Origin of the sequence: Streptomyces lacrimifluminis, assembly GCF_014646095.1 — a bacterium.
Lineage (GTDB): Bacteria > Actinomycetota > Actinomycetes > Streptomycetales > Streptomycetaceae > Streptomyces > Streptomyces lacrimifluminis.
This window is the reverse complement of sequence record NZ_BMMU01000037.1, coordinates 23,093-35,623: the sequence shown is the minus strand read 5'-3', so window position 1 is coordinate 35,623 and position 12,531 is coordinate 23,093. Positions and strand designations below refer to the sequence as shown.

Annotated in this window: 11 protein-coding genes and 1 pseudogene; 7 read left to right on the top strand and 5 right to left on the bottom strand. The window is 70.3% G+C overall.

Annotation, left to right across the window (positions count from 1 at the left end; translation table 11 throughout):
• Positions 1-80 precede the first annotated feature (80 nt).
• The gene (locus IEY89_RS35000) at positions 81-2,096 is read left to right on the top strand and encodes a beta-galactosidase (RefSeq protein WP_189151569.1); all 2,016 of its coding nucleotides are present in this window, start codon (positions 81-83) and stop codon (positions 2,094-2,096) included.
• Positions 2,097-2,098: 2 nt separating this feature from the next.
• On the opposite strand, the gene IEY89_RS42080 is transcribed toward IEY89_RS35000, so the two are convergent.
• The gene (locus IEY89_RS42080) at positions 2,099-2,464 is read right to left on the bottom strand and encodes a hypothetical protein (RefSeq protein ID WP_373287335.1); all 366 of its coding nucleotides are present in this window, start codon (positions 2,462-2,464) and stop codon (positions 2,099-2,101) included.
• Positions 2,465-2,625: 161 nt separating this feature from the next.
• On the opposite strand from IEY89_RS42080, the gene IEY89_RS42075 reads away from it, so the two are divergent.
• A complete protein-coding gene (locus IEY89_RS42075) occupies positions 2,626-2,754 on the top strand; it encodes a hypothetical protein (RefSeq protein WP_373287334.1) in 129 nt (42 codons plus the stop codon).
• A 436-nt stretch (positions 2,755-3,190) separates the two neighbouring features.
• On the top strand, positions 3,191-4,189 hold the full coding sequence (locus tag IEY89_RS34990) for an alpha/beta fold hydrolase (RefSeq protein WP_189151568.1): 999 nt from the start codon (positions 3,191-3,193) through the stop codon (positions 4,187-4,189).
• A gap of 13 nt (positions 4,190-4,202) precedes the next feature.
• Here the strand turns inward: IEY89_RS34990 and IEY89_RS34985 are convergent.
• Positions 4,203-4,775, bottom strand: a pseudogene (locus tag IEY89_RS34985) (Rossmann-fold NAD(P)-binding domain-containing protein); the annotation flags it as partial.
• Between IEY89_RS34985 and IEY89_RS34980 the strand changes: the two are divergent.
• The 3 genes from IEY89_RS34980 (at position 4,660) to IEY89_RS34970 (ending at position 6,096) form a co-directional block, all read left to right on the top strand.
• The gene (locus IEY89_RS34980; protein WP_229695594.1) at positions 4,660-5,136 is read left to right on the top strand and encodes a hypothetical protein; all 477 of its coding nucleotides are present in this window, start codon (positions 4,660-4,662) and stop codon (positions 5,134-5,136) included. The pseudogene IEY89_RS34985 and the gene IEY89_RS34980 overlap by 116 nt on opposite strands.
• A 209-nt stretch (positions 5,137-5,345) precedes the next feature.
• Positions 5,346-5,801, top strand: a complete 456-nt coding sequence (locus IEY89_RS34975; RefSeq protein ID WP_189151567.1) for a DUF5707 domain-containing protein — start codon at positions 5,346-5,348, stop codon at positions 5,799-5,801.
• Between the two features lie 64 nt (positions 5,802-5,865).
• On the top strand, positions 5,866-6,096 hold the full coding sequence (locus tag IEY89_RS34970; protein WP_189151566.1) for a hypothetical protein: 231 nt from the start codon (positions 5,866-5,868) through the stop codon (positions 6,094-6,096).
• Positions 6,097-6,142: 46 nt separating this feature from the next.
• On the opposite strand, the gene IEY89_RS34965 is transcribed toward IEY89_RS34970, so the two are convergent.
• Complete coding sequence (locus IEY89_RS34965) at positions 6,143-6,811, bottom strand: isochorismatase family protein (RefSeq protein ID WP_229695593.1); 669 nt, start codon at positions 6,809-6,811, stop codon at positions 6,143-6,145.
• Positions 6,808-7,890, bottom strand: a complete 1,083-nt coding sequence (rutA, locus tag IEY89_RS34960; protein WP_189151565.1) for a pyrimidine utilization protein A — start codon at positions 7,888-7,890, stop codon at positions 6,808-6,810. The genes IEY89_RS34965 and rutA overlap by 4 nt, the downstream gene beginning before the upstream one ends.
• 247 nt (positions 7,891-8,137) lie before the next feature.
• Between rutA and IEY89_RS34955 the strand changes: the two genes are divergently transcribed.
• A complete protein-coding gene (locus IEY89_RS34955) occupies positions 8,138-11,101 on the top strand; it encodes a SpoIIE family protein phosphatase (RefSeq protein ID WP_189151564.1) in 2,964 nt (987 codons plus the stop codon).
• Between the two features lie 103 nt (positions 11,102-11,204).
• Here IEY89_RS34955 and IEY89_RS34950 read toward each other — a convergent pair whose 3' ends face one another.
• Positions 11,205-12,062 (bottom strand): calcium-binding protein, encoded by an 858-nt coding sequence (locus IEY89_RS34950; protein WP_189151563.1) that lies wholly within the window; start codon positions 12,060-12,062, stop codon positions 11,205-11,207.
• Positions 12,063-12,531 lie beyond the last annotated feature (469 nt).

The following is a 12,531-nucleotide window of genomic DNA, read 5'->3' as shown; positions in this document are numbered from 1 at the left end:
TGACACCCTTTCGCAGGAACGGGCCTTCGCAGGAACGGGCCCTGCAAGAACATGCCGTGCAAGAACAGGAAAGTTGATCGATGAAGCGCGAACTCGCTGTCCCCGGTATCGCCTACGGGGGCGACTACAACCCCGAGCAGTGGCCCGAGGAGGTCTGGGCCGAGGACATGCGGCTGATGCGCGAGGCCGGGGTCACCATGGTCAGCGTCGGCATCTTCTCCTGGGCGCTGCTCGAACCGGCCGAGGGCGTCTACGACTTCGCCCGCATGGACCGTCTCCTCGACCTGCTCCACGAGAACGGCATCGCCGCCGACCTGGCGACCCCGACGGCTGCGCCGCCCGCCTGGTTCTTCCGCGCCCACCCCGAGGCGCTCCCGGTGGACAAGGACGGGCGCCGGCTGTCGTACGGCAGCCGCCAGACGTTCTGCCCGTCGAGCCCCGCCTACCGCGAGGCCGCCCTGCGGATCGCGGGCGCGCTGGCGGAGCGGTACGCGGACCATCCGGCGGTCGCGATGTGGCACGTCCACAACGAGTACGGCTGCCACAACCCCGCCTGCTACTGCGACGAGAGCGCGGAGTCCTTCCGCCGCTGGCTGCGGGCACGGTACGGGGACGACCTGGCCGCGCTGAACGACGCCTGGGGGACCACCTTCTGGAGCCAGTGGTACTACGACTGGGCCGAGATCATCCCGCCCCGAGCGACGGGCGCGGTCCCGAACCCGACCCACCAGCTGGACTGGCGCCGCTTCTGCAGCGACGAACTGCTGTCGCTGTACAAGGCGGAGAGGGACGTACTGAGGGCGGCGGCGCCCGGGACCCCGGCCACCACCAACTTCATGGTGATGTACAACTTCGACGCGCTGGACTACTGGCGCTGGGCTCCGGAGCTGGACGTCGTCGCGAACGACCACTACCTCCGGTCGACCGACCCCGAGTCGGAGATCGACATCGCGCTGAGCGGAGACCTGATGCGGTCGCTCGCGGGCGGCCCCTGGTTCCTGATGGAGCACTCCACGGGTGCGGTGAACTGGCAGCCGGTCAACAGGGCGAAGGCGGCAGGGGAGTTGCGCCGCAACGCCCTCTCCCATGTCGCCCACGGCGCGGACGGCATCGCGTACTTCCAGTGGCGGGCCGCGAAGGCGGGCGCGGAACAGTGGCACTCGGCGATGCTCCCGCACGCCGGGACGGACAGCCAGATCTGGCGGGACGTGGTCCAACTGGGCGCGGATCTGCGGGCGTTGGCGGAGGTGCGCGGCAGCACGGGCACGGCTTCGGTGGCCATCGTCTGGGACTGGGACGCCCGCTGGGCCCTGGAACTCCCCTCCCAGCCGAACGGTGAACTCCGCTTCCTGGATCTCGTACGGGACTGGTACGAGCCGCTGTGGCGGTCGGGCGTGGCGGTGGACTTCGTGCGGCCGGACGCGGAGCTGGACGGATACCGGCTGGTGCTGGCCCCGAGCCTGTACCTGGTCGACGACGAGGGCGCGGCGAACCTCACGGGTTTCGCGGAGCGCGGGGGCACGCTGGCCGTCGGGTTCCACAGCGGTGCCGTGGACGCCAACTGCCATGTGCGGCTGGGGGGTTACCCGGGCGCGTTCCGTGAGGCCCTCGGGGTGCGGGCGGACGAGCTGTTCCCCCTGCTGCCGGGAGAGTCGGTCGGGATCGGTGACGGTGACGGCACGGGAACCCTCTGGTCCGAGCGGTTGCGGCTGGAGGGTGCGGGGGCGGAGGCGGTGCTGTCGTACACGGAGGGTCCGCTGGCCGGGGTCCCGGCGGTGACGCGCAACTCCGTTGGTACCGGCGCCGGTTGGTACCTGGCGACACGGCCGGACGCGTCGACGCTGGGCGCGCTGCTCGCCCGTATGTGCGCGGAGGCGGGTGTCGAGGGGGTGCGGACGACTCCGGCGGGGGTGGAGGCGGTGGTGCGTCGCGGTGCCGATGCGGACTTCTTGTTCCTGATCGACCATGCGGGTGGCGGAGCCGAGGTCGCGGTGGCGGCAGGCGCGACCGAACTGCTCACTGGGGAAGCGTTGGCGGGCGGCTCGGTGCGGGTCGCGCCGGGCGGTGTGGCGGTCGTACGGGAGCCGCGTCTCTAGCTTCAACGCTCCATCGGGGTCGCGCGCACGCCCTTTTGGCGAGGTGTCAAGATCTCTGCGGCGGTCGTGGCGGTGACGGAGCGGGCGATCCAGCCGTGCAGGGTCTCGGGGCCGTCGGCGGCCGTGATCCGCTCACGTACTTCGTCGGACACAGCGAGGCCGCGCTTCTCAAGGACGAACAGGATGACTTCGGCGAGGCCTTGAGCGCGGCCTTCGGCACGTCCTTCATCGTGGATCTCCTCCGCGATGAAGGACGTGTAGAAGGAGAGGTCCACGGCCACCAGGTTCCTCCAGAGCTTCCTGGCCGGGCTGTCGACCAGCCCCTGTGCGACGAATTCGATGATCGGGTCGGCGTCGTCCTCGGGCACGTCCTGCTGCAGGGCGGCGGACAGTGCTTTTATACGGCATTGATGTCCGGATCGGCCGCGTGGGCAATGGCGGACAACGCGGCCATGACGAGGTCCTCGCGGGCCTCGGCCGGGTCGGTGATCGCGGGCGTGTTGTGTGGCCCACGACGAGGGGCGTGAGGGTGAGCGTGGGCAGTCCTGGTGGCCCGCTGGCCACCGGTTGCTGGGCCCACCTGGCGGTGGCGTGGTCCTGGCACACGACCATGAGCGCGGTGGGCAGTCCGTACGTGGTCCACAAGTACGACGTGTAGTAGGCCCAACTCGCGGGCTTGGACGAGACCTTCTTCCGCTGTGCCTCGATGGCGAGGAGGTAGGAACTGTCGTCCGCGCTCTTCGCGTAAGGCAGGCAACCGGGCACGAATCCAGCTGTGTTGGTGATGTTCACTCGGGCGAGTGAGTTTGCGCGGAAGCGGCCGTGGGCGCTGTCTCCGGCGACGGGAGGGAAGGTGGGGCTTGGTGGGTTTCTATCTCTCCCGTGATTCTTTGGAAGAGCGCGGGGCCCGCCTGAGCACACGCCACCGGAACGCACGTTCCCGGGTTCCGGTGTGCCGAGTGCCGAGTGCCGAGTGCCGGGAGCAGGCCGGAGCCGGTTTGCCGAACCGGCAACAGGTCTCGCGTGCGTCGCGCTGCCACCGCACGATTGCCGGTGACGTCAACGTCCGCTCACCGACGACGTACGGAGCCCCCGTGCCGCACCCGCCCCCGCACCCCCTCATCCACCGCCTCGTCCCCTCCCCCGCCGGTCGGATCCACCTGGTCGAACAGGGCACCGGCCCTCTGGTCCTGCTGGTGCACGGGTTCCCGGAGTCCTGGTACTCCTGGCGGCACCAGCTTCCGGCGCTGGCCGCCGCCGGGTACCGTGCCGTCGCCATCGACGTGCGCGGCTACGGCCGTTCCTCGCGTCCCGGGGCGACGAGCGCGTACCGGATGCTCGACCTGGTCGACGACAACGTCGCCGTCGTGCGCGCCCTCGGGGAGAGTTCCGCGGTGCTGATCGGACACGACTGGGGCGCGACGATCGCCGCGACCTCCGCGCTGGTCCGCCCGGACGTGTTCCGCGCGGTCGCCCTGCTGAGCGTGCCGTACAGCCCGCCGGGGGGACCCCGGCCCAGCGAGGTCTTCGCGCACATCGGGGGCGAGGCGGAGGAGTTCTACGTCTCCTACTTCCAGGAGCCCGGCCGGGCCGAGGCCGAGATCGAACCCGACGTACGCGGCTGGCTGGCGGGCTTCTACGCCGCGCTCTCCGCCGACACCATGCCCGAACCCGGCGCCCCGGACCCGCACTTCGTGACGCGCGGGGGAAGCGGCACCCTGCGCGAGCGCTTCCCCCGGCACCAGCGGCCCGCCTGGCTCACCGACCGCGAACTCGACGTCTACGCCGGGGAGTTCGAGCGCACCGGCATGAGCGGAGCGCTCGCCCGCTACCGGAACATGGACCGGGACTGGGAGGACCTGGCGAACGGCGGCCACACCGGCGCCCCCGTCACCCGGCCGGCACTGTTCATCGGCGGCTCCCTGGACGCCTCCACCACCTGGCTGGCCGACGCGATCGACGCACACCCGGTCACCCTCCCCGCCCTCACCGGCTCCCACATCCTCGAAGGCTGCGGCCACTGGATCCAGCAGGAACGCCCCGAGGAGACCAACGCCCTGCTGACGGAATGGCTCAAGTCCCTTCCCGCGTGAGGAGATTCACTGTTCACTGGCCGCTTGACACCGGCGCGCTCCTTTCGAGGTGGGCTCGGAACGTCCGCGCGGGCCGGCCGGTGAGGCGTTGGACGGTGTCGGTGACCCGGTCCTCCGCGCCCTCCGCGATGGCCCGGTCCAGGCCGGCCAGCATGGCGGCGAACTCCGGCGGGATCAGCGCCGTGAGCGTGAGGTGGTCGCGCATCTCCTCGTACGACAGATGGCGGTGCACGACGGGCCGACCGGTGACCTCGGTGGTGATCGCGGCGATGTCGTCGTAGCCGAGTGCCTCCGGGCCGGTGAGGACGAGATCGGTGTTGGGGGCGTGTCCGACGGTCAGGGCGTGGACGGCGGTGGCCGCGATGTCGTCGGCGTCGACGAAGCCGACCCGGCCGCCGGCGGTGGCGCTCCGGATGGTTCCGTCCGCACGGATGCCGGCAGCGTGCATGTGTGTGCCCGTGAAGTTCTGCATGAACCACGAGGGCCGCAGCACCGCCCACTGTTCGAACAGATCGGGCAGGCACTGGTGCACCTTTCCCACCGCCGGGCCGCCGCGGCTCGAACCGATCAGGGAGGCCGTCGAAACCGGCCCGCCGCCCCTGGGGCCCACCACCCCGCCGCAGCAGCGCGTGCCCGCCCTGCTCGACGCCCTCCTGTGCTTCAAGCTCGACAACCGTCGTCTCTCGCTGGCCCTGGAGGAGAGCGGGAGCGGCAGCCCGTACCAGGCGGAGCACTACGCGCGGTGGCACGGCCTGCTCGAAGCCGTGCTGGACCAGATCCCCGGCCTCACCGGCAACGACTTCACCGCCCACGCCCTGCTCGCCGCCGTCCGAGCCGATCTTGTCGAGCACCTGGCCGGGCAGGAAGGCGTGCCGCAGGAGAGGATGCGCACGCAGTTGGCGGACTTCACCGCCGGAGTCCTGGGTCCCGGCTCCCGAGAGGGGTGACGGCCGGAGGATGGTCATGGCCGGGCGAGTCGGCCGCAGCTGCGACAGCCGCGCTCGCGCCTTCGCCCCTCACCGCCGAACAGCTCCTACTCAGACCGGAGTTGAGTACGTGCGCTCATGCCCGGAGACTGCCGCCCGGCCAGGATGAGTGCAACGGCGCCGCCAAGAGCGTCGGTCTGATCCACCTGATCCTGGTAGGGGAATTCCTCATGGCGCGTCGTATCGTTCTCTCTGTGGCTGCCGGAGTTGTCGTCCTCGGTGGTGCCGGAGCCTTCGCTCTCGCCTACGCCGGGGAGCAGCCGCCTTCGGTGGCGCACAGTGCCGCCCGCTATGCCGCCCCCGTCGGTGACCGTGCCGGCTCGTTGACCTTCACCACCGAGGTGTCGGCGTCCTCCGGTGTCAAGGACGTGAAGGTCCTGGCCTGGCCGGCGAACTCGTCCGTCTTCGCCAAGGAGGCGCTGACCGCCAAGGACATGGCTTCCGCGGAGTCGGCCGTGTGCAAGCCGTCCGGTGGGGACACCGTGCGCTGCACCTACAAGGTCCCCGTCACCCGCGCCGACGCCGAGGAGTCCGAGCGTGGCGTGTGGCACGTCGCCGTCCTGGCCACCGCGAAGGACGGCGACACGAAGCTGGTCGCCAAGGCCGCCGACTTCACCGTTGCATGATCCGATGGGCACGTGAGGCAAGCACGTACGCTCCCGTGTCCGGGGCTGAGGAAAGCAGGTCGTGATGTCGGTGAACGAGCCGTGGCGGATGTCGGTCGACGGCGAGGAGTTCGAGGTCAGCCAACCGGACAACACCCCGGGCTCCTACAACCTCACCTGGCTGACCGGCCCCCACCCCGGATACGGCTTCGGCTTCGGCACCCACCCTCCGGTCCAGGCCGACACGGCCCGACTGGAGGACTCCATCCGGGAGTTCCTCTCCCAGGTCGACCCCGAGACCGGGCACATCGAATAACCCGCCCCGCCCCGCCCCCTCCTTACCCTCCTTCCCCTCTTCCCGGTCAACTCCCGGCCCTGGAAAGGTACTCCGCCGCCTCTCCCATCCTCCAGACCTCACCGATCTTGTGCCGGATGTCGAACAGGTTCGCCGCGTGCACCCCCGCGTCCCGGTCGCCCACCGCCTCCTCGACGACCACCGGGACGAACCCGTGCTGCATGGCGTCGAGGGCCGTCGCGCGTACGCAGCCGCTGGTGGTGAGGCCGGCGATGAGGAGGGTGTCGATGCCGTGGGAGGTGAGGTACGTGGACAGGGTCGTGCCGAAGAAGGCGCTCGGGTACTGCTTCGTCACCGTCAACTCCGCGGCCGTCGGCGCCAGGCCCTCGATGAAGTCGGCGTACGGGCTGCCCTCCACGAACGCCCGCAGGCTCGGGACCTTGCGGTAGAAGACACCTCCGTCGCTGCCGTCGGGGCGCAGTACGACGCGTGTCACGATCACCGGGATTCCGGCCCGGCGGGCGAGGGACAGCAGCCCCCTCATCGCCTCGGCGGCGCCCTCCGCGCCCGCCCCCGCGTAGAGGGGGCAGGCCGGATCGACGTACGCCCGGGCCGGGTCCACGAGGAGGAGGGCGGGAGAGGTGCCGGGCGTCAGCCGGCCGGCCAGGCCCGCGCGTTCGTAGTCCTTCTCCTGCTCCCGATCCTCCTCGGCACCGCTTTCCGGGGCCGGGGTCACGTCGAACTCCCCCTCCCCGCACGGGACTTCATCAGCGGCTGGATGCGCGTCCCGAAGTTCTCCAGGCCCTCCAGGAAGTCGTCGAAGACCAGCATGACGCCCTTGGTGCCCGCTACTTCGGCGACCTCGTCGAGCATCCTCGCCACGCTCTCGTACGAGCCGACCAGTGTGCCCATGTTGAAGTTGACCGCGCCCTCGGGCAGCGCGATCGTCCGCGCCGTCGACGTTCCCGTGGACGTCGTGTCGGTGGCCGTCTCGCCCGCCATGTACGCCAGCGCCGCGTGATCGGCGTTGTCGTGGTAGTCCTGCCACTTGGCCTGGGCTTCGTCGTCCGTCCCGGCCGCGATGATCATGAAGAGCGAGAGGGCTCCCACGTCCCGGCCCGTTCGTTCCGCCTCCTCCACCAGCGTCGCCGTGCTGCCCGCCAGCGCCGTCGGGGTGTTGACGCCGCTGCCCAGGATGAAGTTGTACTCGGCGTGCTCCGCGGCGAACTTCATGCCGGTGCCGCTCTGGCCGGCCGCGACGATGTCGATGTGCCCGTCCGCCGGGCGCGGGGAGAGGACACAGTCGTCCATCTCGTAGAACTCGCCCTTGAAGTTGCTGACGCCGTCACGCCACAGGTCCTTCATCACGGTGACGTACTCGACGGCCCGCGTGTAGCGGTTGCCGAAGTGGTCGTCGCCGGGCCACAGGCCCATCTGGGCGTACTCGCCCGGGGCCCAGCCCGTCACGATGTTGATGCCGAAGCGGCCGGGGGCGATCGAGTCGACCGTCACCGCCATGCGTGCGACGATCGCCGGGGGCAGGGCCAGGATCGGCGTCGAGGCGTAGAGCTTGATGCGGTCGGTGACCGCCGCCAGGCCCGCCATCAGCGTGAACGACTCCAGGTTGTGGTCCCAGAACTCCGTCTCGCCGCCGAAGCCCTTCAGCTTGATCATCGAGAGGGCGAAGTCCAGGTCGTGGGCCTCCGCCTTCTGCACGATCGCCTTGTTGAGGTCGAAGCTCGGCATGTACTGGGGTGAACTCTTCGAGATCAGCCAGCCGTTGTTGCCTATGGGGATGAAAACGCCGATGTCCATGCCGCTCCTAGCAGAGATCCTCTGGACGGAACCTCGGATGTGAAGTTCTCAACAGTCAGTTACGTTCAAATCTCAACTGTTCTTCAACGGAAGGCTAGTTGGCCTTGATGACGATGGGATGTCACACAACCTGCTCTGGGAACACGGTTGTTGACGCGCGTGTGGGGCGGTGCGGGTGGCCAGAGGTGAACGTGAGTTTCCTGCAAAGTCTCGCTTGAGGTGCCACTCGAACGGTAAAACTTCAAGTATGAACGCACGGCTGGCACTGCTCGGCTCGGTGGACCCCGGTGTCGCGGAGAGCGAGGTCTTCCGGCTGGCCCTTCAGCACGCGGTGGCGGAGCTGGGCGCACTCGGGGGAACGATTCACCTCCGGGGCCCCATGTCGGCCCTGCGGCTGGTGTCGGCCACCGGTCTGCCCACCGCCCTCACCGGCCCCTGGGAGATCATCGACCAGGAGGGTCCGCTGGCCCCCGCCCGCGCCCTGTACGAGGACCGCCACGAGGGCCGCGGGGTGTGGATACCCGGGGTGGCGGCCGACCGCGCCGACCCCTCGATCCCCATCTGCCCGTCGAGCGCGCCCATCCCCGGCAGTGGGCTCGCCGCGGTGCCCGTCATCCGCCGTGACCGCAGCATCGGCGCCCTCACCGTCATCACCGGTGAGAACCGTGAACCGACCTCCGCGCACTGGCGGTTCCTGCGGGACGTCGTCGCCTGGGCGGAGGAACGCATGGTCCAGGCGCCCCTGCCGACCGGTCCCGTGCACTCGGAGATGAGCGGCGACCGGCTCCGCCAGGCGCTGAAGGAGGTCCGGGTCGGGTCGTGGGACTGGCACATCAAGAACGGTGAACTCATCTGGGACGAAGCCGCGATGGAGCTGTACGGCACCCGGCCCGAGGAGTACACCGCCCGCGTCGAGAACTGGATGCGCTGCGTCCACCCCGACGACCTCGGACCGACCCTCGCCCTCGTCGACCAGGCGATCCGCGGCCACTCGGTGTTCGAGGCCGAGTACCGCGTACGGGGCCTGGACGGCACGTACGGCTGGCACCAGGCGCGCGGCAGGGCGACGTACGACGAGCACGGCGAACCCCTGCGCATGATCGGCATGGGCTGGGACAGCAACGAGTCGCGCACCGCCCGGGACGCGCTCGGCCGCGCCCTGCGGCACATGAGCGACGGGTTCCTCGCGGTCGACGACACCTGGCGGGTCACCTTCGCCAACCTGGAGGCCGAACGCATGCTCGGCCTCTCCGAGGAGGAGCTGTTCGGGCGGGTCCTGTGGGACCTGCCGACCGTGCGGGAGCTGCCCGATCTGGAGAGACGCTGCCGGAAGGCCGCCGCCGAGGACAAGTCGGTCGGCTTCGACATACGCGTGCCCGGCACCGGTCGTCGCCACCACCTGCGACTGGTCCCGGGCCCCGACGGCCGCACCCTCTACCTCCAGGACGTCACCGAGAAGCGGCGGCACGAGGAGGAACGGCGGGCCGACGAGCACAACGCGTCCGAACGCGCCGCCCGCATCGCGGAGTTGACGGCTGCGCTCGCCAAGGCGACGACCTCGCGGGACGTCGTCGACGCGGTCGCCCGGCGCGTACTGCCGCCGTTCGCCGCCGCCGGCCTCATCGTCCAGACCGTCGAGGGCGACCGTCTGCGCACCGTCGGATCCATCGGCTACGGGGAGGAGTTCCTCGAACTGATCAGGGACGCCCCGCTGGCGCCCGGCTGGCCCAGCTGTGACGTGATCGCCAGCGAGACCCCCGCGTTCTTCTCGTCCCCGGCGGATTTCGCCGCCCACTTTCCCGCGCTGGCCGGCCTGCCCCGGCGCAGCGGCAAACAGGCCTGGGCGTTCCTGCCGCTGACCGCCTCCGGCCATACCTTCGGCGTCTGCTCGGTCAGCTTCGACCGCCCGCGTGGTTTCACCGACGAGGAACGCACCCTCCTCACGACCATCAGCGCCCTCGTCGCCCAGGCGCTGGCCCGGGCCCGCCTCTACGACGACGAGCGCAGCCGCTCCCGCGAACTCCAACGCGCCCTGCTGCCGAGCGAGTTGCCTGACCTGCCCGCCTGCACGGCCGCCGCCCGCTACCTGCCCGCCGCCCAGGGCGTGGACGTCGGCGGCGACTGGTACGACATCATCCCGCTCTCCGGCGGCCAGGTCGCCCTTGTCGTCGGCGACGTCATGGGCCACGGCCTGCCCCAGGCGGCCACCATGGGCCGGCTGCGCACCGCCGTCCACACCCTCGCCGACCTCGAACTGCCCCCCGACGAGATCATGAGCCACCTCAACGACATCGTCGGCAACATGGGCGAGGAGTCGTACGTCACCTGCCTGTACGCCCTCTACGACTCCATCACCCAGACCTGCTCCATCACCCGCGCCGGCCATCCCCCGCCGGCGGTCGTCCACCCCGACGGCACGGTGTACTTCCCGGCGCTCACCGCCGACCCTCCCCTCGGCGCGGCCGAACCCCCCTTCGAGACCGTCGAGTTGAAGGTCCCCGAGGGCAGTCTGCTGGTGCTGTACACGGACGGTCTGGTCGAGTCGTCGAAGCGGGAGATCGACGAGGGCATGGGCCAACTGGCCCGCCTGTTGAGAGGGGCGTACGAGGCCGGTACGGAAGGGGACCTCGAAGGACTCTGCGACACGCTCACCGCGGGACTGCTTCCCGCCGAGCAGCCGAGCGCGGACGACGCGGCACTCCTCATCGCCCGTCTGCACGCCCTGACCGGCGACCGGGTCGCCTCCTGGCCGCTGCCCGAGGACCCCAGGGCGGCCGGCCAGGCCCGCCGCCATGTCCGCGAACAGCTCTCCGTCTGGGGCCTGGACGACCTCACGCCCACCACGGAACTCCTGGTCAGCGAGCTGGTCGGCAACGTCGTACGGCATGCCAAGGGACCCGTCCAACTCCGGCTGCTGCACGGCGCCGAGCTGATCTGCGAGGTCTTCGACGGCAGCCTGACGATGCCCCGTATCCGCCGGGCGACGGAGACGGACGAGGGTGGCCGGGGGCTGCAACTGATCACCGCCCTCTCCCAGCGGTGGGGGACGCGTTACACGCCGACCGGCAAGTGCATCTGGACGGAGCAGGCGTTGCAGCCTCCGGCGGGTGGGCGGGGTGATGTGCCGGAGGACGCGCGGGAGTTGATGTTTCTCAACCCTGGGGAGTTCGATGACCTTCCGGAGCTGAGAGGGCTCGGGGATCTGAACTGAGCCCTCTCGCTGGGTATGTGGTTCGCCGCGGGCCGGTGGGGGCTGGTCGCGCCCACGCGGGGGAGCCGCAAATGTCGCCGCCCCGCGCCCCTTTGGTCGACCCTTAGTTCTGGTAGACCTTGTCGCTTCCCGGGCCGCCCGAGAGTCTGTCCGTGCCCGGGCCGCCGTACAGGACGTCGTTGCCGCTGTTGCCCCACAGGACGTCCTTGCCCTGGTCGCCGTACAGGCGGTCGTTGCCCCTGCCGCCGTAGAGGTTGTCGGCGCCTGACTTTCCGCGCAGGATGTCGTTGCCGTCGCCGCCTTCCAGGCGGTTGCTGGTGGCGTCGCCGGTGAGCGAGTCGTTGCCGGCGTCGCCGTAGCACGCGTAGCACCCGGTGAGGACGTCGTTCCCGGCTCCGCCGCGCGCTCCGTTGCCCCGCTGCTCGCCCCCGCCGACGGTGCGGTCGTTGCCGTCCTGGCCGTAGAGCTCGGTTTGGCGGTTGCCCACCAGCACGTCGTTGCCCTTGCCGCCGTGGATCGTGCTGTACGCGTAGTTGTCGGCGGCGATCGACACGGTGTCGTTGCCGTCGCCCAGGTCGATGTAGTAGTCGTCGGTGAAGTCGGTGCCCACCGGGACGTGGACGGCGCAGCGGGCGACCGTGTGGTCGGCCGCCGACGGGTACACGCACTCGTAGTGGTCCGCCGCGCTCTCGTCGATGGTGATGGGGGCGCGGTCACGGAAGGTGAGGATGTAGTAGGCGTCGTTTCCGCCGTCGCGGCTCTCGAACGTCATCGAGACCGCCAGCCGGTTCGTCTGGCCTGCGTTGCCCTTGAACCAGAGGTCGCTGCCCGAGTGGCGCAGCGTACCCGCGCTCGGGGTGGCCGCCCGGGCGGCGGGGGCGGTGAGCGCGGCTGCGCCCAGGGCGAATGTGAGGGCGAGAGCGGTGCTTGTCGCGGTGGCGGTCCTTCTGTGTGTACGCATGCCGAAGCAGCCCCTTCGGGGGAGTGGTGCCGTGGGTGGGTTCGTCGCGGGTGATCGTTGTTTCTGATTACCCGTTAGACCACGGACCAAGGGCGGGGGTTGTACCGGAATCACGAAACATGGTGAATCGCGTCGCCGGAATCACTGTGCTCCACGGCTCCACGGCTCCGGAGCGAACCCGCACCCCCGCCCAGTGCTTCCTGGGCGCCGGCACCAATCACACTTCCTCCCCCTCCTGCTCCCCTTGCCGAGAGCCCAGTGGCCGCGCGAGGCCGTGACCGGTCCCCAGTGCCGGTCACGGTCTCGCTGGTGTGGCGGTCGGTCGCCGGCGGATCAGCAGCAACCGCCCGCGACGGCCGGTTCCTTCGCGGCGGTGTCGGCGGAGGACCCGGCGTTTCGGCCGGTGGTCAGCGGTGGTGACGTGGCCCCGGCCGTGCCTTCCCTCCTTGCCTCCCGGGTGACGCCTCCC